General features: G+C 74.4%; 19 protein-coding genes. 12 read left to right on the plus strand and 7 right to left on the minus strand.

Going from position 1 to position 21338, the window contains the following annotated elements; all coding sequences use genetic code 11:
• Positions 1-155 precede the first annotated feature (155 nt).
• From ABTY15_RS09240 to ABTY15_RS09250, 3 genes are all read left to right on the plus strand, one after another.
• Positions 156-818 carry a LysE family translocator gene (locus tag ABTY15_RS09240; RefSeq protein WP_350578623.1) on the plus strand — a complete coding sequence of 221 codons (663 nt, stop codon included), beginning with the start codon at positions 156-158 and terminating at the stop codon, positions 816-818.
• A 127-nt stretch (positions 819-945) separates the two neighbouring features.
• Positions 946-1719 carry an SDR family NAD(P)-dependent oxidoreductase gene (locus tag ABTY15_RS09245; RefSeq protein ID WP_350578626.1) on the plus strand — a complete coding sequence of 258 codons (774 nt, stop codon included), beginning with the start codon at positions 946-948 and terminating at the stop codon, positions 1717-1719.
• Positions 1720-1911: 192 nt separating this feature from the next.
• A complete protein-coding gene (locus tag ABTY15_RS09250) occupies positions 1912-3735 on the plus strand; it encodes an ABC transporter ATP-binding protein (protein WP_350578629.1) in 1824 nt (607 codons plus the stop codon).
• 99 nt (positions 3736-3834) lie between these two features.
• On the opposite strand, the gene ABTY15_RS09255 is transcribed toward ABTY15_RS09250, so the two are convergent.
• Complete coding sequence (locus ABTY15_RS09255; RefSeq protein WP_350578632.1) at positions 3835-4503, minus strand: lysophospholipid acyltransferase family protein; 669 nt, start codon at positions 4501-4503, stop codon at positions 3835-3837.
• A 174-nt stretch (positions 4504-4677) separates the two neighbouring features.
• On the opposite strand from ABTY15_RS09255, the gene ABTY15_RS09260 reads away from it, so the two are divergent.
• Positions 4678-4890: an EF-hand domain-containing protein gene (locus tag ABTY15_RS09260; RefSeq protein WP_350578635.1), complete on the plus strand. Its 213-nt coding sequence runs from the start codon at positions 4678-4680 to the stop codon at positions 4888-4890.
• 88 nt (positions 4891-4978) lie between these two features.
• Here ABTY15_RS09260 and ABTY15_RS09265 read toward each other — a convergent pair whose 3' ends face one another.
• Positions 4979-7177 (minus strand): bifunctional glycosyltransferase/CDP-glycerol:glycerophosphate glycerophosphotransferase, encoded by a 2199-nt coding sequence (locus tag ABTY15_RS09265; protein ID WP_350578638.1) that lies wholly within the window; start codon positions 7175-7177, stop codon positions 4979-4981.
• 823 nt (positions 7178-8000) lie between these two features.
• Between ABTY15_RS09265 and ABTY15_RS09270 the strand changes: the two genes are divergently transcribed.
• Together ABTY15_RS09270 and ABTY15_RS09275 are read left to right on the plus strand one after the other, a co-directional pair.
• Positions 8001-8267 carry a hypothetical protein gene (locus tag ABTY15_RS09270; protein WP_350578641.1) on the plus strand — a complete coding sequence of 89 codons (267 nt, stop codon included), beginning with the start codon at positions 8001-8003 and terminating at the stop codon, positions 8265-8267.
• A 250-nt stretch (positions 8268-8517) separates the two neighbouring features.
• Positions 8518-8964: a YjbQ family protein gene (locus ABTY15_RS09275; protein ID WP_350578644.1), complete on the plus strand. Its 447-nt coding sequence runs from the start codon at positions 8518-8520 to the stop codon at positions 8962-8964.
• A gap of 108 nt (positions 8965-9072) precedes the next feature.
• On the opposite strand, the gene ABTY15_RS09280 is transcribed toward ABTY15_RS09275, so the two are convergent.
• Both ABTY15_RS09280 and ABTY15_RS09285 read right to left on the minus strand, forming a co-directional pair.
• On the minus strand, positions 9073-9636 hold the full coding sequence (locus tag ABTY15_RS09280; protein WP_350578647.1) for a DUF1990 domain-containing protein: 564 nt from the start codon (positions 9634-9636) through the stop codon (positions 9073-9075).
• 108 nt (positions 9637-9744) lie between these two features.
• Entirely contained in the window at positions 9745-10884 is a 1140-nt protein-coding gene (locus ABTY15_RS09285; protein WP_350578650.1) for an FAD-dependent monooxygenase, read from the minus strand.
• A 209-nt stretch (positions 10885-11093) separates the two neighbouring features.
• Between ABTY15_RS09285 and ABTY15_RS09290 the strand changes: the two genes are divergently transcribed.
• Positions 11094-12215, plus strand: coding sequence for a TetR/AcrR family transcriptional regulator C-terminal domain-containing protein (locus tag ABTY15_RS09290; protein WP_350578653.1), 1122 nt, complete (start codon positions 11094-11096; stop codon positions 12213-12215).
• A 9-nt stretch (positions 12216-12224) separates the two neighbouring features.
• On the plus strand, positions 12225-12452 hold the full coding sequence (locus ABTY15_RS09295; protein ID WP_350578656.1) for a hypothetical protein: 228 nt from the start codon (positions 12225-12227) through the stop codon (positions 12450-12452).
• A 109-nt stretch (positions 12453-12561) separates the two neighbouring features.
• Here ABTY15_RS09295 and ABTY15_RS09300 read toward each other — a convergent pair whose 3' ends face one another.
• The gene (locus ABTY15_RS09300) at positions 12562-13572 is read right to left on the minus strand and encodes a helix-turn-helix transcriptional regulator (protein ID WP_350578659.1); all 1011 of its coding nucleotides are present in this window, start codon (positions 13570-13572) and stop codon (positions 12562-12564) included.
• A 93-nt stretch (positions 13573-13665) separates the two neighbouring features.
• On the opposite strand from ABTY15_RS09300, the gene ABTY15_RS09305 reads away from it, so the two are divergent.
• Entirely contained in the window at positions 13666-14064 is a 399-nt protein-coding gene (locus ABTY15_RS09305) for a VOC family protein (RefSeq protein WP_350578733.1), read from the plus strand.
• A 220-nt stretch (positions 14065-14284) separates the two neighbouring features.
• Here the strand turns inward: ABTY15_RS09305 and ABTY15_RS09310 are convergent, their stop codons facing one another.
• On the minus strand, positions 14285-17332 hold the full coding sequence (locus ABTY15_RS09310) for an AAA family ATPase (protein WP_350578662.1): 3048 nt from the start codon (positions 17330-17332) through the stop codon (positions 14285-14287).
• Complete coding sequence (locus ABTY15_RS09315; RefSeq protein ID WP_350578665.1) at positions 17329-18498, minus strand: exonuclease SbcCD subunit D; 1170 nt, start codon at positions 18496-18498, stop codon at positions 17329-17331. The genes ABTY15_RS09310 and ABTY15_RS09315 overlap by 4 nt, the downstream gene beginning before the upstream one ends.
• A gap of 570 nt (positions 18499-19068) precedes the next feature.
• Here ABTY15_RS09315 and ABTY15_RS09320 point away from each other — a divergent pair.
• The 3 genes from ABTY15_RS09320 to ABTY15_RS09330 all read left to right on the plus strand — a co-directional run bounded on the left by ABTY15_RS09320 (position 19069) and on the right by ABTY15_RS09330 (position 21283).
• Positions 19069-19914 carry a DUF8829 domain-containing protein gene (locus tag ABTY15_RS09320; protein ID WP_350578668.1) on the plus strand — a complete coding sequence of 282 codons (846 nt, stop codon included), beginning with the start codon at positions 19069-19071 and terminating at the stop codon, positions 19912-19914.
• A gap of 208 nt (positions 19915-20122) precedes the next feature.
• The gene (locus tag ABTY15_RS09325) at positions 20123-20884 is read left to right on the plus strand and encodes a hypothetical protein (protein ID WP_350578671.1); all 762 of its coding nucleotides are present in this window, start codon (positions 20123-20125) and stop codon (positions 20882-20884) included.
• A gap of 3 nt (positions 20885-20887) precedes the next feature.
• On the plus strand, positions 20888-21283 hold the full coding sequence (locus ABTY15_RS09330; protein WP_350578674.1) for a VOC family protein: 396 nt from the start codon (positions 20888-20890) through the stop codon (positions 21281-21283).
• Positions 21284-21338: the final 55 nt, after the last annotated feature.

A 21338-nucleotide genomic window follows, 5' to 3' on the forward strand; every position in this document is an offset into this window, starting at 1 on the left:
TGTCCCCCCGTACGGTCGGCGGCTCGGCGGTTCGGCGGGCATCCCGCGGGCCCGGTCGGGCAGGGCTCCGGCCGCCCGGGCCAGGCGGGCCCTAAATTGCACCGAGCGCAAAGTCATCATTGCATCGAGATCGTCACACGGCCTAGCCTCCTCGCATGGACGTGCTCATATCCGCCGTGGACCCGCACGCCGTGCTCGGAATCGCCGCCGTGGCGCTGGGCATGGTGCTGACGCCGGGGCCCAACATGATCTACCTGGTCTCGCGCTCGATCGCCCAGGGCCGCCGCGCCGGGCTGGTGTCCCTGATCGGCGTCGCGGTCGGCTTCCTGGTCTACCTCGCCGCGGTCACGGCGGGCGTCGCGGCCGTGTTCTCGGTGGTGCCCGTCCTCTACACCGCGATCAAGCTGGCTGGCGCCGGGTACCTGCTCTGGCTGGCCTGGAAGGCCGTGAAGCCGGGCGGTGCGGCGGTCTTCGCCCCGCAGCAGCTGCCGCCGGACCCGCCGCGCCGCCTGTTCGCGATGGGGTTCCTGACCTGCCTGCTCAACCCCAAGATCGCGATCATGTACATCTCCCTGCTGCCCCAGTTCGTGGCGCCGGAGCGCGGTCACCTCGCCGTGCAGAGTCTGGTGCTGGGCCTGACCCAGATCGCCGTGGCGGTGACCTTCAACGGTCTGATCGCGATGAGCGCGGGCAGCATCGCGTCCTTCCTCAACCGCCGCCCCGGCTGGCTGCGGATCCAGCGCTACGCCATGGGCACCGTTCTCGGCGGCCTCGCCGTGCACATCGCTGCCGACCGCGCCAAGGCCGTCGCGGCCTGACCGGGCACCCGGGAGCTCCGAGCATCCGCGCCGCCACGCGCTCGACGGCCTCGGCGTACACGTTGCGTGAGCAGGGAGGTTGCACTCGGTGTGGGCGCGGCTGCGGCGAGTCGGTACCGTCAGGGGCATGACCACAGCCTTGATCACCGGCGCGACCGCCGGCATCGGAGCCGCGTTCGCCCGCCGGCTCGCCCGCAGCGGCTACCGGCTCGTCCTGGTGGCCCGTGACACCGAGCGCCTGGAGCGCGCCGCCGCCGACCTGAGCGCGAAGTACGGAGTGGAGGCGGAGGTGCTGACCGCCGACCTCGCGACCGAGGAGGGCATCGGTGCCGTCGAGGCCCGGCTCGCCGACTCCGCCCGCCCGGTGGACCTGCTCGTCAACAACGCGGGCTTCGGCAACAAGGGCGCGTTCCTGACCGTCCCGCTCCAGGACGAGCTGGACATGCTGAAGGTGCACGTCGAGGCGATCCTGCGGCTGACGACGGCCGCGCTGCCGGGGATGCGCGAGCGCCGCCGGGGCGCGATCGTCAACGTGGCCTCGGTGGCGGCGTTCCTGCCGCGCGGCACGTACGGCGCGAGCAAGGCGTGGGTGGTGAGCTTCACCCAGGGCGTGCTGCGCGACCTCGGCGGCACCGGGGTGCGGATGATGGCGCTGTGCCCGGGCTTCACCCGGACCGAGTTCCACGAGCGGGCCGGCATGGGCACCGGCAACATCCCGGCCTGGTCCTGGCTCTCGGCTGAGCGGGTGGTGGACGAGGCGATGCGCGACCTGGCCCGCGGCCGCTCGTTGTCCGTCCCGGGTAAGCGCTACAAGATCGCGGTCGCGGTCGCCCGTCTGCTGCCGTCCGGCAAGCTCGGCGGTCTTTCCTCCAAGGCGGCCCGCACGTACCGGGCGGACTGAGCGAAAGGGGCGGACGGAGCAAAAGGGGGTCGGACGCAGCGGAAGGGTCGGGCGGTCGGTCGGGTCCTCGCAGGGCGGGAGTCGCTCCCCACCCGCGGGAATAGAGCGTATCTCACTATTAGCTTGTCTAACTATGAGCTTTTCTCGCTATGCTGGCGGCCACCCGACCGTCCGACCCTGGGAGGCCCGCCCTTGAGGCCCGACGCCATCGACTGGACCCCGCCCGCGCGCGCCGAGGGCGAGCCCCGCCCGCCGGCCCAGTGGCGGCGCATCCTGGCGCTGTTCCGCCCGTACACGGGCCGCCTCACCGTGGTCGGCCTGCTGGTCGCCGCCTCCGCCGTGGTGTCCGTCGTCTCGCCGTTCCTGCTGAAGGCCGTGCTGGACACCGCCATCCCGCAGGGCCGGACCGGGCTGCTGAGCGTGCTCGCCCTCGGCATGGTCGCCGCCGCCGTGGTGAACAGCATCTTCAACGTCCTCCAGACGCTGATCTCCACCACCGTCGGCCAGCGCGTCATGCACGACCTGCGCACCGCCGTCTACGGCCACCTCCAGCGGATGTCGCTGGCCTTCTTCACCCGCACCCGCACCGGCGAGGTGCAGTCGCGGATCGCCAACGACATCGGCGGCATGCAGTCCACGGTGACCTCCACCGCCACCAGCCTGGTCTCCAACTTCACCGCCGTGATCGCCTCCGTGGTCGCCATGGTCGCCCTGGACTGGCGGCTCACCGTCGTCTCGCTGCTGCTGCTCCCGCTGTTCGTCTGGATCAGCCGCCGGGTCGGCAGTGAGCGCAAGAAGATCACCACCGAGCGGCAGAAGCAGTTGGCCGCGATGAGCTCGGCGGTCCAGGAGTCGCTCTCGGTCAGCGGCATCCTGCTCGGCCGCACGATGGGCCGCTCCGACTCGCTGGCCCGGGAGTTCACCGAGCAGTCCGACCAGCTCGCCGACCTCGAAGTGCGGGCCAGCATGGCCGGGCGCTGGCGGATGAACACCATCCAGATCGTGATGGCGGCGATGCCGGCGGTGATCTACTGGGCCGCCGGGCTGGCCGCCGCCGACGGCGCGCCGATCGTCTCGGTCGGCACCCTGGTCGCCTTCGTCTCGCTCCAGCAGGGCCTGTTCCGCCCGACCGTCAGCCTGCTCTCCACCGGGGTGCAGGTACAGACCTCGCTCGCGCTCTTCCAGCGGATCTTCGAGTACCTCGACCTGCCGGTGGAGATCGCCGAGCAGCCCCGGCCGGTCAACCTCACCGGGATCCGCGGCGAGGTCCGGTTCGAGGGCGTCGACTTCCGCTACGACCCGGAGCAGGAGCGCCCGACCCTGTCCGGCGTCGAACTCAAGGTCCCGGCCGGGAGTTCGCTGGCCGTGGTCGGCGAGACCGGCTCCGGCAAGACGACGCTCAGCTACCTGGTGCCCCGGCTCTACGACGTCACCGGTGGCCGGGTCACCATCGACGGCGTGGACGTGCGCGAGCTCTCCTTCGACACCCTCGCCCGCGCGGTCGGCGTGGTCTCCCAGGAGACCTACCTCTTCCACGCCTCGGTCGCCGAGAACCTGCGCTTCGCCAAGCCCGGGGCCACCGACGACGAACTGGTCGCGGCCGCCCGGGCCGCGCAGATCCACGACACCATCGCCGCGCTGCCGGACGGCTACGACACCCTGGTCGGCGAACGCGGCTACCGCTTCTCCGGCGGCGAGAAGCAGCGCCTCGCCCTCGCCCGCACGATCCTGCGCAACCCGCCGGTGCTCATCCTCGACGAGGCCACCAGCGCGCTCGACAACCGCACCGAACGCGCCGTCCAGCAGGCCGTCGACACCCTCGCGGCCGACCGCACCACCATCACCATCGCGCACCGGCTCTCCACCGTCCGCGCCGCCGACCAGATCGCGGTCCTGGACCACGGCGAGGTCGTCGAGCTCGGCACCCACGACGACCTGGTGGAGCTGAACGGCCGGTACGCGGCGCTGCTGCGCCGGGAGGCGCCGGAGGCGGCCGCCGTCCTCGGGCACGTGTGACCGAGGACGGCGGGTCGACCACGGCAGCGGGTCGACCACGGCAGCGGGTCGACCAGGACGGCGGGTCGGCGGCAGCGGGTCAACCAGGGCAGCGAAGCCCTACGCCGCCTTCGGCACCTCGTTGTAGCTCCCCACGACCTCCTGGCCGGACAGCCGCTGGATCGCCGCCATCACCTCGTCGGTCACCTGCCGACGGGCCTTCAGCGAACGGGCCTGCCCGTGCAGCTCGTCGAAGTGCAGCGGCTCGCCGAAGCGCACCGTCACCTTCTTGACCCGCGGCACCCGCTTGCCCACCGGCAGGATCTGCTCCGGCCCCTCGAGCGCCACCGGCACCACTGGTACGCCCGCGGTGAGCGCCAGCCAGGCGACGCCGGTCTTGCCCCGGTAGAGCCGGCCGTCCAGCGACCGGGTGCCCTCGGGGTAGATGCCGAACGCCTTGCCGTCCTCCAGGATCTCGAGCGCCGACTCCAGCGAGGCCTGAGCGGAACGGTAGGTGCCGCGCTCGACCGGCACCGCGCCGATCGCCTCGAAGAAGCCCTTGGAGACCTTGCCCCGGAGCCCGGGGGCGGTCCAGTACTCGGCCTTGGCCAGGAAGTGCACCCGGCGCGGCGCGGTCAGCGGGATCACCACGCTGTCGATGAACGAGAGGTGGTTGCTGGCCAGGATGACCCCACCCTTGCGCGGCACGTTCTCGGCACCTTCGATGACCGGCCGCCAGATACCGCGCGAGACGGGTTTCAGCACCAGCCTGGTGACGAGATCGAGCATGTTCCCTCCCTGGACGAACGACCGCCCGGGAGGTGCCCGGGCCCGCAATCAGATCCGCAGACTACGACACCCACCCCCGCGCCCGTCCACTCCCGGCCACCGTGGCGCGCACCACGGCCGGGTAGGGTACGGCCGTCCGAACAGCGCACAACCCGCAGTACCAGGAGGGAAAGCATGGAGAGCACCGAGGACATCAAGGCCATGTTCGACCGGTTCGACAAGGACGGCGACGGCAAGATCACCGCGGCTGAGTACGCGCTGGTCGCCAACGAGATGGGCGACCACGACGTGACCATATCGATGGCCGAGGCGCTGATCCACACCATGGACACCGACCACGACGGTGTGCTGACCTTCGCGGAGTTCCTGGCCGCCCGCCGCCGCTGAGCCCGCGCGCCGGACGGGGCCGGCCGCCGCACCGGCGGTCCCGGCCCCGTCCGGACGGGCTCTGAGGGCCCGTTGCGCCGCCCCGGCGTCAGTCCCGCACCGGGAACACCCGGCGCACCACCCGCTCCGCCGCCCCGCCGTCGTCCCAGACGCAGAACCGCGCCCGGAACCGCGCCCGCGCCGCCGGCTCCGGATCGCCCGCCAGCAGCGCCTTCGCCAGCCCCTCCGCGTCCACCGTGACCGCGCCCGGCGGCTCGGCGAACAGGTCGAAGTAGACCCCGCGTTCGCGCTGGTACTCCTCCCAGTCCGGGGCGAAGACCACCACCGGCCGGTCCAGCACCGCGTAGTCGAACATCATCGAGGAGTAGTCCGTCACCAGCGCGTCCGCCGCGAGGTACAGGTCCTCCACGGTCGGGTGCGCCGAGACGTCCACGATCTCGGCGGCGTCCTCGCCCGCCGTCAGGTCGCCCGGCCCGCCGGTGTGGAAGTAGTGCGTGCGCACCAGCAGGGTGAAGCCGGGGCCGAGCCGCCGGGCCAGCTCCGCCACGTCCAGCAGCGCCACGTATCCGCGCCCGTCGCCCCGGTGGGTCGGCGCGTACAGCACCGCGGTGGTGCCCGGGCGCAGCCCGAGCCGCTCGCGCATGGCGCGCACCTCGGTCGGGGTGGCGTTGGCGAGCCGGTCGTTGCGCGGGTAGCCGGTGTCCAGCATCTCGTACCGGCCGGGGAAGGCGCGGGCGAAGTGCTCGCTGGTGTGCGGGTTGGAGGAGACCAGGAAGTCCCAGCGGTCGATGGCCTCCTGGAGCCGGTCGAAGTCCATCCCGGCCGCCGCCTCGGGGCGCTCGCGCAGGTCCATGCCCATCGCCTTGAGCGGTGTGCCGTGCTGGGTCTGGACGTGCACCGTGCCGGGCCGCTTCGCCATCGTGCGCGGGAAGTTGACGTTGTTGACGAAGTACTTGGCGGTCGCCATCGCCTTGAGGTAGGCGGGGGTGTTGACGATCACGTACGGGACCCCGGGCGGCATGGTGGCGGCCTGCTTGCGGTTCTCCACCACCCACACGCCCCGGATCTGCGGGGCGAGTTCCTTCGCCTTCTCGTAGATCGCGGCCGGGCTGCACGCGTAACCCCGGTGCCAGTACGCCGCGTAGACCGCCAGGTGCTCGTCCAGCGGCAGCCGCCGGAAGGCGTTGTACGCGGTGAACCGGGCGCTGCTGCGCACGCCCTTCTTCACCGCCGGAGCCACCGCCCGCGCCCCGCGCTTGAGGTCGCGCGGAAGCCGCCCGGTGCGCCGCAGCTCCGCGTACGCGACGCGCGCGCCCCGCGCGGCCAGCCGGTACTGCACCCCGCGCACGCCGCCGGGGAAGCGGTAGTCGGCCGGGCGGTGCCGGGCGAAGTGCTGGGCGATCCGGCGGAAGAAGTCCTTGCGCCGGTCGACCGGGACGAGCCCGGGGGTGTCGTACACGTTGAGCGCCTGCCGGACGGTCCGGTCGAAGACCAGGGTGCGCAGCGCGTCCGGGACGGGCCGGCCGGGGCGGTCCGGGCGGTCCAGGAAGGCGAAGATCGCGTCGTACTGGGCGAACACGTCGGCGTGCTTGGGGGAGGCGGTGGCGGTGATCGCGCCGTCGCGGCCGCGCCGGTAGAAGTAGCAGGGGCGGTCGAGGTAGCGCAGCCGCTCGGCGGCCAGCAGCGCCGGGTAGGTGACCGAGATGTCCTCGTAGTAGCCGCGCCCGAAGGTGACGCCGAGGCCCTCCAGGAAGGCGCGGCGGAACACCTTGTTCCACACCGACATCACGGTCTGGAACAGCGCCGGGTGCTCGGCCAGCGTGCAGCCCTCGACGAGCGGGGAGCCCAGCAGCACGTGGCGCCACGGGTTGGGCTCGCTGCCGCCGTCGGGGTAGACGTGCGTGAAGTCGGTGAGCAGGACGTCGGCGGGCGTCTCGCGGCGGCGTTCCTGCGTCAGCTCGTCGAGGATCACGCCGACGGTCCGCTCGGGCAGCCAGTCGTCGCTGTCCACGAACCAGACGTACTCGCCGCGCACCTGCGGCAGGGCGGCGGCGCGGGCGCCGCCGAGGCCCTGGTTCTCGGTGAGGTGGAGCACCCGCAGCCGGGGGTCGCGGGCCGCGTACTCGTCCAGGATCGCGCCGCAGCCGTCGGGGGAGCGGTCGTCGACGGCGATCACCTCGAAGCGGGACTCCGTGGCGGGGGTGTCGCCGAGGATCGAGTCGAGGCAGCGCGGCAGGTACCGCTCCACGCCGTGGACCGGGAGCACGATGCTGAGGAGGAGGGACACGCTGGCCGAGTCTACCGATGGCCCGGGTGCCGCCGGTGCGGGCGGGCTGCCGGGTACGGGCGGGGCCGTGGGCCCGGGCCGCGGGTGGGGCCGTCGGGGGTGGCCGCGGGTGGGGCCGTCGGCGGGTGGCCGGTGCGGGGCCGGAATGCCGGCCCGATGCGGGAGCGAGGGTGGATCGTCGGCCGGTGCGGGGCCGGAGCCGCCGGTGCCGGGCCCCGTGCGGGGCGGCACCGGCAGCCTGGTGGCGGCCCGGCCGACCCTCTACGGCCGGCCGCCGGTCCGGGCACCCGCCCGAGCCTGGCCGCCGCAGCGTCGAGGCGGCCGGGCAGTGGCTCGGGGGAGCCGGAGTTCTTCACCACTCGAACACGCGGCCGGGCGACGAGCGGGCCCAGCCGTGTTGAAGAGATAGTGCTTGGAGCTTACTCCCGAGTCAATCCCTCTTTCGCGTTCACTTCCCGAAAGATCGCGGGGCTCCGAGTGACGTGGGTCTCCACCGGGTCGTCCCCTTTCTTCTATGGCCCCCTCCACGGCTGCCGCCGAGGCTGCTGCGGAGCGGTCCCTGAGGTGATCCCGTGCGCCCGGCGTGTACGGGGCGTGGAGGCCGCATCCGGGCGCCGGGTCCGCACCTCCGAACCCTCCTGACGGACGGCCGGTCGTGCACCATCATTGATGCCTAGTCGTGATCGACCGGGTGGCCCCTGGTGCATCGTCAGTTGACGCCGCACGGTACGGTGGCACAACACCAGGACGGTTGCGCGAAGGCCGTCCGTCACGGATAGTCTTCGCCTCACGGCCCTGGCGCCTCGTAGGGGTGGGAAAACTGATGGAACACATGCAAGTGCGGACTCGGCCCCGCGTGCCGGCGATCCAGTGCGGTGTCGGCGCGACCGGCCGCCGGATCGACCGACACCTGGCCGTGCTCGGCGCGCCCGCACTCTCGGCGGTGGACACCGCCGAGGCGCTCGGGCTGATAAGGGAGCTGACGCCGCGCGGCGCCGGCGCCCCGGCGGCCCGGCGTCGCCACGCACGGGTCTCGCTGCTGGCGCCACTGCGTCGGCTGCGGCGAAGCCTCTTCGGCGGACGCGGCTAGGGCCTCCGGCCTGCCCCGCGCACCGCGACCCGACCCGGCGGACCACACGGACCGTCGGGTCTTCGGCGTATCCGGGGGCTGGGTCCGGGCCTGGGCTCGAGTCCAGGACGGGGGCCGTGACTTTGGCTGTGGCCGTGACTGTGGCTGCCCCAGTGGTCTGAACCTGCAAGCCTATGCCAGATTGCCTCCCTGGCAAGCGGAGTCGGCGAGGCGGTGCGCCCGGCCCGTCGGGGTGGGTCAGGATGGCGCCATGGCGGACAACATCCACTCCACCCCCATCAGCCCCTTCCAGACCACCACCCTTGAGATCACCACCGGCAGTCGCGAGGTCGCGCTCGACATCACCGACCGCTGCGCCGAGTTCCTCAACGAGAAGGCGGCCGGGCGCGACGGCCTGCTCAACGTCTTCGTCCCGCACGCCACCGCCGGCATCGCCGTCCTGGAGACCGGATCCGGCAGCGACGACGACCTCCTCGCCACGCTGCGCGACCTGCTCCCCGCCGACGACCGCTGGCGCCACCGGCACGGCAGCCCCGGCCACGGGCGGGACCACGTGGTGCCCGGCCTGGTCGCCCCGCACGCCACCCTGCCCGTGATCGGCGGCCAACTGGCGCTCGGCGTCTGGCAGTCCGTGGTCCTCGTGGACACCAACGGGGACAACCCGCGCCGCACCGTCCGGCTGTCCTTCCTCGGCTGACCGGCTGGCTGACCCATTGGCTCAATGACTCACTGGCTCACCGACTCACCGACTCACTGGCTCACCGACCGGACTTCTCGTCCGGGACCACCCGGGCTCAGTCAGGGCTCACCCCGCGGCGGGGCCGGCAACGGCGGCGGCCACCGCGGCGAGGTAGCGCTCGATCGCCAGGTACTGGCAGAGCGCGGCGACCGGACGGCCCAGGCGCGCGTACCAGGCGGCCAGCCGGGAGAACGCGACCACCTCGAACCACACCTCGCCGTCGGCGTCCATCGAGACCAGGAACGCCTCCTCGCCGCACTCCGGATGCCCGGGCAGCGTCCCGTACGCGAAACCGATCCGGTCAGGCTCGTCGACCGTCCACACCACCCGGCACGGGATCACCAGCCGCGGCCACCGACTGCCGGGCAGGCTCAGTCGCAGCAGCACCGTCGCGCCCTCCTCGGCCGGGGCGTACGGGTGGACGGCGAAGCCGGTGCCCAACTGGCTGCCCCAGCCCAGGACGTACCGCCCGGCCCGCTCCAGCACCTCCGGTCCCCGCCCGAGGTGCACCCGCCGCCGCAGGTGTGCGTAGCCCTCGGGCAGTCGGCCGCCCCGGGTGGCACCCACCTCGGGGTAGGAGGGGGTGGTGGCACGGGCGGCGAGCAGGCGCTGGTGGAGGTCGGGACGCATGCCGCCACGGTAGCCGGGCCTACGGGTCGGCCCGGCGGCGGGCCCGGGCGGCCCGTCCGGTCCTGGGTGGGCGCGGGCCTCGCGTAGCTGCGCGCCGCCCCGATCGGTTCAGGCGTCGAGCGAGATCGCGTTCTTGGCGCGCTCGACCGAGGCCTCGGCGGCCGGTCCACCCGGATTCTCCGTCGCCAGCGCCTGGTTGAGCGCGACGAACGGGCGCAGCCGCCGCTCGTAGGCGGCGAAGGCGGCCCGGTGATCGCCACCGGAGCCGGCGCGGCCATGGCCATGGCCACGGGCGTCGGCGAGGGCGTCGGCGAGGACGTGGGCGCCGACCAGGGCCAGGCTGGTGCCCTGGCCCGACAGTGGGGAGGCGCAGTAGCCGGCGTCCCCGAGGAGTACGGCCCGGCCGTGCGACCAGCGGTCCAGGTGGATCTGCGCCATCGAGTCGACGTAGAGGTCGGGGGCCTCGTGCAGGGCCTTCAGCATCCTCGGGGTCTCCCAGCGCAGGGTGGCGATCCGGTCGGCGACGAGTCGCCGCTGCGCCTCGGGGTCGCGCTGGTCGGCGTTGAGCGAACCGCCCGCGAAGCCGAGGTTGATCCGCAGCTCGGTGTTGCCGCGCACCGGGTAGACGCCGTAGCCGGCGTCGCCGTCGCGCAGCCACACCTGCCAGTCCTCCAAGGCCAGGAAGTTGTCCGCGCTGAAGATCGCCAGGTGCATGCCGAGGTGGTGGACGAAGCGCTCCTCGGGCCCGAACACGAGGCGTCGCACCGCCGAGTGCAGGCCGTCGGCCCCGACGACGAGGTCGAAGCGCCGGGGGGCGCCGCGTTCGAAGGTGGCCCGGACGCCGTGTTCGTCCTGGTCGAGCCCGGTCACGGCGTCCCCGAACACGAACTCGGCCTCGGTGGCCGCCCGTTCGTACAGCAGCCGGAGCAGGTCGTCGCGCGGCAGCTCGACGTCGCCGTTGTCCAGCCGTCCACCGCTGATCGTGCTCTCGGTGGAGCGGTGGACCTCCCGGCCGTCGCCGTCCAGCACGGACATCCCGCGCATCCGGGTCCGGTGCGCGCGGACCTGCTCCAGCAGGCCCATCCGCTCGACCACGTCGAGGGCCACCCCCCGGACGTCGACGGCCTGGCCGCCGCCGCGCGGACCGGGCGCGAGCTCCACCACCGTCGGGGTGAAGCCGCGCCGGCCCAGTTGGTACGCGAGCGCGCAGCCCGCGATTCCGCCGCCGGAGATGAGGACGGTCCGCATCGGATGCTCCTTCGTGGGTGGGTGACAGCTGTGTCCGTACGCCGTACGCGCCCTGAATGTACGGTGTACGCGCAGCCTTGAAAAGTGCTGTTGCAGAGGTCGTGAACTAGTACAGCGGGCGCTTCGGGCGGGTCGGCGCTGATAGGGTCTGAGCTAGTACAGAATTACGGCCGTAAAAATTCTCCGAAGGACGCGAGGGAGCCGGCAGCATGGCCTCGAACCCCCAGCCCGATCCGCCGTACCGCCGCATCGCCGACGAGCTCGCGCGGCGCATCGCCGACGGCTCGCTCGCCCCCGGGGAACGGGTGCCCTCGACGCGGCAGATCGCCCGGGAGTGGAAGGTCGCGCTCGCCACGGCCACCAAGGTGCTCGCCACGCTGCGGCTGGAGGGGCTGGTCGAGGCCCGGCCTCGGGTGGGCACCGTGGTGGCCACCCGGGTGACGTCCGCGGTGACGCCCGCAGCGACGCCGCCCCGGGCGGCGCCCCGCCGTCGGGCGCCCGGCGCAGTCCCGCCGGGACCGGTCGGACCAGCCGGGCCGGCGGTACCCGCCACCGCTGCGCCCACCGACCCCGCCGCCGCCGAGCTGACCCGGGACCGGATCGTCCGGGCCGCCGTCGAGATCGCCGACGGCGAGGGGCTGGCCGGGCTCTCCATGCGCAGCGTCGCCGCCCGGCTCGGCGTCGCCGCGATGTCCCCCTACCGGTACGTCGCCGGCAAGGAGGAGCTGGTGCTGCTGATGGCGGACGCGGCCTTCGGCGAGGAGGGCTATCCGGCCGAGCCGGCGGGGGGCCGCTCACCGGAGCAGTGGCGGGCCAGGCTCGAACTCGGTGCGCACACGCTGTGGCGGACCTACCGCCGGCACCCCTGGCTCGCCCAGGTCGGCGCGCTCACCCGCCCGCTGATGGTGCCCGCCCTGCTGGACCACGCCGAGTGGGCGCTCGCCGCGCTCGACGGCCACGGGCTCGACCCGGTGACCATGCTCGATCTGCACGTGCTGCTCTACAGCTACGTCCAGGGCATCGCTGTTCATCTGGAGCGGGAGACGCAGGCCGAGGCCAGGACGGGACTGACCGAGCAGGAGTGGATGGACCGCCGGGCACCCGCCCTCGCGGCGCTCGTCGGGACCACCCGGCACCCGGTGTTCGCCCGGGTCACCGCCGGTCTGCGCGACGGCTACGACATGGACCTGGACGCGCTGTTCGCGTTCGGGTTGCGCCCGCTCCTCGACGGGGTGGCCGTCATGATCGACGAGGCCGGTCCCGCCCGCGGTCCCGCCCGCACCGGCACCCCCGCTGCGGCCGCCTTGCGGCCGGGCCCTGGCACGGAGTAGGAAGGCGGCATGAGCGGCGACGGCGTGACGGAGTCTGACGAGGGCACGACGGTCTGCGAGCTGGCCCACGACGGCGGGGCCGAGGCCGCACTGGCGCACGACCCGGCGGCGACCGGGCCGCGGGCCGACTGCGTGCTGTGCGGCGAGCCGACCGAGCTGCCCGCCGACCACCCGGGCACGACGCTGTGCCCCGTCTGCGCCTGGCAGCAGGCCCAGCGCATCGCCTGCTCGGGCTGAGATCCCCTCAGCTCGGCCAGGCGCTCTCCGGGTGGATCAGGTCCTCCAGGGTCAGGTCCTCCCGGTCAGGTCCTCCCTCTGGCTCAGCTCCTGTCCAAGGTGTGCCATCTCATGAAGGCGGCTCCTCGAGGTCAGGCTCGGCGGCGTAGGACGTGAGGCGATCGGCGAGCGCGAGGACGAGGTCGCGGAGTTCATCGGGGCGCTCGATGACGAACGGCCGGTTGAGTGAGGCGAGTACCGGAGGCAACCAGTCGAGTTGCTCCGCCCGTAGCTCGACGCGCAGCCAGCGCTCGGTCGCGCGGTCCTCGCCGGCCGCGGACTCGTGCTCCTCCACGTTCGCGACACTGAGGGGAAGGTGGGCGCGGATCTGCTCAACTGTCCCGTGGATCCGCAAGGTCACCTCATGCCGGTACTCGGCCGTGGCGAATCCTGACAACACGCGCTGTGCCGGACCGGGACCCTCGGGCGTTTCGAACGAGCCGGGCAGGGCCCTCGCGTCCTCGATGCGATCGAGCCGGAAGGTTCGGTCCTCGCCGATCCGGGCGTCCTTGCCCGTGACGTACCACCGGCCCGAATGGGCGACGATCCCGTACGCGTGCAGGGTGCGTTCGCTGCGCCGTCCGTCGCGGTCGGTGTAGCGGATCGAGACCGGTCGGCGGTGGCGCACCGCATCGGCGATCGTGAGCAGGACCCCGGCGTCCGGCGTGTCGAACTCGCCGGGCTGATCCGTGAACGCGAGAGCTTCCAGGAGTGTGTCGAGCCGGCGGGCGATGTGCTTGGGCAGCACCCGCCGGATCTTCGCCGATGCCGTCTCGTTCGCCGTGCGCTCCGCCGTCGTCAGCCCTGCCCGGCGGCCGGCGACCAGGCCGAGCAGGACGGCCAGCGCCTCGTCGTCGCTGAACATGAGCGGCGGCACGCGGTACCCGGGGGCGAGCCGGTACCCGCCGTAGCGGCCGCGCACCGATTCCACGGGCACGTCGAGGTCGATCAGCTGGTCCACGTACCGGCGCACGGTGCGCCCTTCGACGCCGAGCCGGTCGGCGAGTTCGGCCACCGTCCGGGTGCCGCCCGACTGCAACAGCTCCAGGAGTGTCAGCACGCGGCCGGTGGGTCGAGACATGTCCGCAGCCTAGTGCGAATACCGGACCGATTCTGTCCACTATCTCTCCTAGCCTGCGACGTGCACGCCACCAGCACAGCCAAGGAGATTCCCATGGACTTCGTCTCGATCCGCATCATCACCGGCGACGTAGCGCGCCTCGTCGAGTTCTACGAGCGAGCCACCGGGGCGCGGGCGACGTGGTTCACCGAAGACTTCGCCGAACTCAGGACTGCGGGCGCCACTCTCGCGATCGCCGGCACGCGTACGGTCCCGCTGTTCGCTCCGGGCTCCGCCCGCCCGGCGGACAACCACAGCGTGATCACCGAGTTCCTCGTCGACGACGTGGACCGCGTTCACCAGAACCTGACCGGCTTCGTCACCGACTTCGTCACCGAGCCCACCACGATGCCCTGGGGCAACCGGTCGCTGTTGTTCCGTGACCCCGACGGCAACCTCGTCAACTTCTTCACCCCCGTGACCCCGGCGGCCATCGAAAAGTTCGCCCGCTGACGCCACGCACAGCCGCTCATGCGGGAGCCCTGAGACCGCAGGGCTCCCGGTGACGCGGCACAAACGCACCCGTCCCGGCGCCGGCAACCGATCCGGCGCTGCCTCACCGACAACGGCGCGTGCCACCGGTCCACAACCTGGGCTGACGCCCTCGCCGCGACATCTCGCAGCAGCTCACCTTCGAGGACTTCGCGTGACCGAGGTCCTGAGACACCACTCCTTAGGCGTCCTCCCGTCCGGCCAGGGCCAGGGTCGAGCCGCGCCGGCCCTTGTGGACCAGTAGCTGGGCGGGGATGCGGCTGCGCAGGTCGGCGACGTGGCTGACGATGCCGACCGCCCGGTCGCGCTCCCGCAGGCCGTCCAGCACGTCCATCACCTCTTCCAGGGACTGCTCGTCGAGGGTGCCGAAGCCCTCGTCGATGAAGAGGGTGTCCAGCGGCATGCCGCCGGCCTCGTCGGTGACCACGTCGGCCAGGCCGAGCGCGAGGGCGAGGGAGGCGAAGAAGCTCTCGCCGCCGGAGAGCGTCGCGGTGTCCCGCTCGGTGCCCGTCCAGGCGTCGACGACCCGCAGCGCCAGACCCGAGCGCTTGTTGCCGGTACCCCGGTCGTCGCTGTGCACCAGGGTGTAGCGGCCGCCGGACATCCGGACCAGCCGGTCGCTGGCCGCCGCCGCGACCTGCTCCAGCCGGGCCGCCAGGACGTACGACTCCAGGCGCATCCGGAGCCGGTTCTCGGTGGACGTGCCGGCGGCCAGGGCGGCGAGCCGGTTGATCCGCCCGTACCCGGCCAGGGCGGGGCCCAGTTCGGCGGCGAGCGCGCCCAGCTGCCGACCGATCGCCGCCAGCGCCCCGCACCGCTCGGCGGCGGCGGCCCGGTCGGCGTGCGCCCGGCCCAGCCGGTCGGTGGCGGCGGCGAGCGCGGCGGAGGCGGCGGCGAGGTCGGCGGCCGGACGGGCCGCGGCCTCGGCCAGTTCGGGCAGCGCGAGCTCGCGGCGGACGGCGGCGAACTCCGCCCGGTGCCGCTCCAGCCGGGCCTCCAGCCGCTCACGCTCCGGGCGGGGGAGCAGGACGGCCAGCGCCTCCGCGGCGCTGGGGAAGCCCGCCGCGGCCGCCGCCTTGGCCAGCTCGTCCTCGGCGTCGGTCGCGCGGGCCAGGGTCTGCGCGCCCGCCCGCGCGGCGGCCGACACCGCGGCGACCCGCTCGACCAGCCGCTCCAGCACCGTCGCCCGGTCCGCGACGGAGGCGGCCTCGCCCCGGGCGGCGGCGACCCGCCCGGTCAGCTCAAGCTGCTCGACGTCGAGGGCCTGCAACCGGTCGGTGAGGACGGCGCCGCGTTCGCGCGCCTCGCGCAGCTCGGCGAGCCGACGGGTCTGGTCCTGCGACAGCCGCTCGATCTCCTGCTCGACCCGGCCGAGCGCCTCCGCCGCGCGCAGCGCCTCGCGGTGCTCGGCCGCCAACTCGGCGAGCGCCCGGGCGAGCACCTCGACCGGGACGTCGGCGCCGTCCGGCCCGGCCGCACCGGCGGCGGCCGCCGCCCGGACCCGCAGCGAGGTGAGGGCCTGCTCGGCCGTGGCCGCGGCCTGCTCGGCGGCGGCCTGGGCCCGGCGGGCCCGCTCCTCGTCGGCCGCGCTCACCCGGCCGCCGACGGCCTCGGCCGGCGCCGGGTGCTCGGACGAACCGCAGACCCGGCAGGCCTCGCCCGCGCGCAGCCGCTCGGCCAGCTCGGCGGCCATGCCCGCGAGCCGGCGCTCCCGCAGGTCCTGACCGTGCTCGCGGGCGTCCAGCGCGGCGGTGCGCAGCGCGTGCACGCCCGGCTCGGCGGCCGCGATCTCGGCCCGCAGGCCGTCGCGCTCCCGCGCGGCCGCCAGCCGACCGGTCGACTCCGCGCGCCGCCCGTCCAGCTGCTCGACCCGCGCGGCCGCCTCGCGGGCCCCGGACTGCTCCTCCCGGAGCCCGCCCAGCCGCTCCTCGTACTCGGAGAGCCAGTCCTCGGCCTCCTCGGCCAGCTCCTCGGCGCGCTGCCGGTCGGCGGCCGCCGACCGCTGCTCGCGGGCGAGTTCGGCGCAGCGCCGCTCGTCGTCCCGGGCCGCCTCCAGCCGGACCAGCTCGGCCCGCAGGCGCAGCTCGGTCTCGGTCAGGGCGTCGACCCCGGCCCCGGCCAGCTCCGGACCCTCGCCGCCGGTGCGCGCCAGCGCCTCGCGGTGCTGCCGCTCCGTCTCCCGCGCGCGCCGGTGGGCGTCGACCGCGGCCTCGCGCAGCCGCAGCGCCGCCTCGACCCCGACGGCCGCCTGCGCGGCGGCCAGCCGCTGCCGGTCCCGCTCCAGGGCGGGCTCGAACTCCGCGAGCCGCTCGGCCTGGCGCAGCGCCTCCCGGTGGCGGCGCTGTCGGGCGGCCAGCTCCTCGGCCGCCTCGCGGGCGCCCTGCGCCGTCCGCTGCGCCGCCTCGGCGCCCGCCAGCGCGGCCTCCGCGACCGTCAGCCGTTCGGCCGCGTCACCGCGCAGGACCGCCGCCCAGCCGAGCACCCCGGCGGTCAGCCCGGCGTCGTCGTCCTCGGCCGGCACCCAGCCCTCGGCCGGTTCGGCGGCGGGGCCGGCCGCCTGTTCCGCCTTGCTGGCGAGGTCGCGCAGTCGCCGCCGCCCGGCCTGCACGGCGGCCTCCTGGGCGCGCCGCTGCTCCGCCAGCCACGCCTCGACGTGCTGGAACCGCCCGGTGTCGAACAGCCGCCGCAGCAGCGCGGCACGCTCCTCCGAGTCGGCCTTGAGGAACCGCGCGAAGTCGCCCTGCGGCAGCAGCACCACCTGGCAGAACTGCTCGCGGCTCATCCCGATCAGCCGGTGGACCTCCTCCCCGGCCTCCTGGTGCGACTTGCTGACCGCCCGCCAGCCGGGCGTGCCGTCCCCCGCGTCGGCGGCCCACTCGCGCAGCAGTGTCTGCGGGCGCTCCACGGTCGTGCCGGTGCCGACCTTCTTCGGCCGCCGCTGCTCCGGCAGTCGGGTGATCTGCAGCCGGCGCCCGCCGAGCGTCACCTCCAGCCGGACCTCGGTCAGCCGGTGCGGGTCGGCGTGGTCGCTGCGCAGCCGGTTGGCCTTGCGGCTGTTGGGCGTCTCGCCGTAGAGGGCGAAGCAGACCGCGTCCAGCACGCTGCTCTTGCCCGCGCCGGTGGCCCCGCGCAGCAGGAACAGGCCGCCGGCGGCGAGCGCGTCGAAGTCGACCGTCTCGCTGCCCGCGAACGGGCCGAAGGCGGTGACGGTGAGCCGGTGCAGTCTCATCGGGGCTGGTCCGCCTTCCGGTCGGTGGTCTCCCGGACGCTCTCGAACCCGGCCCGCAGCCAGCCGAGTTCGTCCGGCTCCGGCTCCGCGCCGGGGCGCACGTGCCGCAGGAAGCCCTCGGCGATCTCCAGGTCGGCCCGCCCGCTGACCCGGGCCGCATAGGAGCGGGTGGGCTCCGCCGCGGCCTCCGCCGGGTCGAACAGCAGCTGGAGGGTGTGCGGGAAGCGCCGGCGCAGCCGCTCCATCGGCTCGCTCGGGCGGGCCGCGTCGGTGAGCGTCGCCTGCACCCAGGACTGCTCGTACGGCGCGTACCGCTCGTCGGTGAGCAGCGCGTCGAGCGTGTCGCGCAGGGTGGCCAGCGGGCGCGGCTGCGGGCAGTCGACGCGCTCGGCGGTGACCGAGCCGTCGGCCGCGAGGTCGACCAGCCACATGCTCTTGCGCTGGTTGACCTCGGAGAAGGAGTAGGCGAGCGGGGAGCCGCTGTAGCGCAGGTGCGGCGCGAGGGTCTGGCAGCCGTGCAGGTGGCCGAGGGCGGCGTAGTGCACGCCGTCGAACACCGACGCGGGGACGGAGGCGACTCCGCCGACCGCGATGTCCCGCTCGCTGTCGCTCGGCGCGCCGCCGGTGACGAAGGCGTGCGCCAGCACCACCGCGCGGGTGCCGGCCGGGCGGGCCGCGAGATCGGCCCGGACCTCGTCCATGGCCGCGCCGAGCACCGCCGCGTGCCCGCCGCGCGCCAGGCCGAAGCGCTCGCGCACCAGCGTCGGCTCCAGGTAGGGCAGGCCGTAGACCGCGACCGGCCCGTGCTCGTCCGCCAGCAGCACGGGGACGGCGCACTCGCCCGGGTCGGTGCGCAGGTGGATGCCGGCCCGGCCGATCAGTCCGGCGCCGACGCCGAGTCGGCGGGCCGAGTCGTGGTTGCCGCTGATGAACACCGTCGGCACGCCCAGCCCGGCCAGGCGGTGCAGCACGTCGTCGAACAGCTCGACCGCGTCCAGGCCCGGCAGCGCCCGGTCGTACACGTCCCCGGCGACCAGCACGGCGTCCACGCGCTCGGCCCGGACCACGTCCACGAGGTGGTCCAGGAAGGCGCGCTGGGCGTCGTGCAGGCTCTCCCGGTGGAAGGAACGGCCGAGATGCCAGTCGGAGGTATGCAGCAGTCGCATGGTCCCCGACCCTAACCTCCGGCACTGACAATCCCGCCCGGCCCGGCAGGCACAGGAGTCCCGCGGAGGCGGGTGTTCGATTACTCGGGGTGGATTGTCAGTGGCTCTGTGTATGTTCCCTGGCGTCGGCGGTTCCCGGAGTCGGGGCGGCCGGCGGTGACCGGTGCAGGGCGAGTGCGTGCGGGAGGAAACATGTCGGTGCGAGGGGCGATCGGCGGGGTCTTCGAGGCGTTCGAGGCCTTCGACGCGTTCGGGGTGCTCGGGGCCTTCGGAGCCGGTAGGAGCCAGGGCTTGGGCTCGGGTGCGGGACCGGATCCGGGTGTGCGGAGGGCGGTCCGGCGCGGCGGTCGGGCGCGGGGCCGTTCGCGGGGGCTGCCGCCCGCCGCGCGGGCGCCTGGGGCCCGGGGGCCCGGAGCGGGTGGTGGCAGCGGTCCGGCGGGTGGCGGCGGTCCGTCGGGCGGTGGGGGCAGGCCGCCGGGCGGGGGCGCGAGCGGAGGCCCGGGTGCGGGCGGCGTCGGGGCGCGGGGCCGGCGCGGCGGGCCGGTCCGGGGCGCACCGCCGCCGCAGCCGGTGGCGGTCGCGCTGGCGGCGCAGGCCGCCGACTTCGCCGCGCTGGCCCGCTACGGGTTGTTCGGCCGGCTCGCCCACCAGGACTACCTGCGCCGGATGGAGGAGCAGCTGAGGGCTCTGCACCGGCAGGGCCTGGAGGTGCACCTGCGGGTCCTGGAGGCAGCCGACTACGAGGACTACTGCGAGGCGCTCGGCCTCGACCCGGGCACCCCCACCGCCCGGGTGGCGTACGCGGGCGATCCGGAGCTGGCCGGGGAGCCCTTCGTCTACGCCGGGGAGGGGCTGGCCGGGCTGCTCCCGCTGCTGCTGGACGACCATCGGGCGCGGGTGCGGATCTCCGTCGCCTGCGCGGCGCTGCTGGCGGCGGTCGGCGACGACCCCGCCGGGCACCGGCGGCTGGCGGCGGTGATGCGCCACGTGACCTCGGTCTACCTGGCGCTGGCCGAGGGCGCGGGGGAGGGCTGCCACCTGCTGACGCTGCGCTGCCACGGCCCCGAGGACGGCGAGGAGCTCACCTCGGCGGTGGACGTCTGCGTGGAGGCGGGCGGCCTGTACCCCGCCGGGCGGGACACCGAGGCGTTCTGCGTGACGCTGGCGGCGGGCATGGCCGTCGGCGGGGCGGGGGCGCTGCTGCTGCACGGCGACCCGGCGGCCGAGGGGCCCTGGGTGCGCGGCTGGGCCCTGGCCGACGGGCAGCTGCGGCCGATGACGGCCCACGAGGTGTTCGACGAGCTGGCCGACGACGTCGAGCGCGGCCTGCCGTTCCCGCCCGGGGCGGTCCCGCGGGCGGGGTTCCCGCTGCCCGGCTCCGCCGAGTCGCAGGACGGGGGTGGGCCGCTGGGCTGACAAGCGACCCGTGGGTGGTCTTCGCGTCCACCATGCGGCGCTGGGGACTGTTCATCGACCGCCTGTTCGGGGAAGATTCGGAGAAGATCAACAGCAGGAGCGCGCGGTACCCCACGCCGCCGCTCCGGCCGCTCCGCCCCGTACCGTGCTCCGCAGGTCAGTCCCGCGCACCGCCGGTCCGGCGAGCCCGACACCGAGAGGGGGACGCATGAGCCGGATCGAGTACAGCGCGGAGATCGCCGAGCTGCTCGGCAAGGTGCGCCGGCGTCCCACCGCCGGGTGGCCGTGGCGGCCGGGCGAGCAGGTGCCCGAGGGGCTGCCGGTCAAGCAGTCCTGGGGGTGGCTGTTCGCGCCCGACGGGCGGGTGCTGACCCTGGTCAACCCCCGGGACGGGATCTGTTCGCTCCCCGGCGGGTCGCTGGAGCCGGAGGACGCCGGCGACCCGGCCTCCGCCCTGGCCCGGGAGGCGGCCGAGGAGGCCCAGGCCGTCATCGGCCGGCCGTACTACCTCGGCTACCTCTACGACCGGGTCGGTTCGGCGAACGGCGGGCACGAGTGCGCCCGGGTCCGGATGGCGGCGGCGCTGCGGGCGGTCGGGCCGAGCGCGGCCGACCCGGCCTCCGGCCGGCACTACCGGCGGCTGCTGGTCGCGCCAGGGCTCGCGGTCGAACTGCTCGGCTGGGGCGCCCCCGGGCTGCGCCAGGCCCGGGCGGCGGTCGCCACCGCCGCCCGCTGGCTCGGCGTGCCCGTCGCCGCGAACGAGACGATCGAGGAGCTGCCGGTGGAGGGCTGCACGGTCTTCCCCGGCCCCGCGTACCCGGAGCAGGTGTACCCGGGTGCGGTCCATCCGGGTACGGCGGGGCCCGACTCGTCGGCGCACGACACGGTGGGTCACGGCGCAACGGGCCACGGCTCGGCGATCCCGGGCGGCGGCGCGTACCCGCGTGACGGTCGTCCGGCGGGGAGCTGAGGCGTGCCGTCCGACCTTCCGAGCCCCGGTGCGCGCTCGCGCGGGCTGTTCCACCACGTCGAGCTGTGGGTCGACGACCTGGCGACCGCCGAGGCGCAGTGGGCGGCGGTGCTGCTCGCGCTCGGCTGCGAGCCGTTCCAGCACTGGCCGTCAGGCCGCAGCTGGCGGCTCGGTGCCGCCTACCTGGTGATCGAGCAGTCGCCCGCCCTGCTGCCCGGCGGGCACGAGCGGCTCCGCGCCGGTCTCAACCACCTCGCGGTCCACGGCACTCCCGAGGCGGTCGCGGCTGCGCTCGCCGCCGGGTGGCGGCTGCGGGTGGACACCGGCGAGGCCGTGCACCTGATCGACCATCAGGGATTCGAGCTGGAGATCGTGTACGGCGACGGTCGGTCGGTCTGACGCCGAGTTTGCACTGACCAGGCGCTGACTTTGCGCTGACTTTTCACTAGCGTCC

Source organism: Kitasatospora sp. NPDC097643, from assembly GCF_040302625.1.
Taxonomy (GTDB): domain Bacteria; phylum Actinomycetota; class Actinomycetes; order Streptomycetales; family Streptomycetaceae; genus Kitasatospora.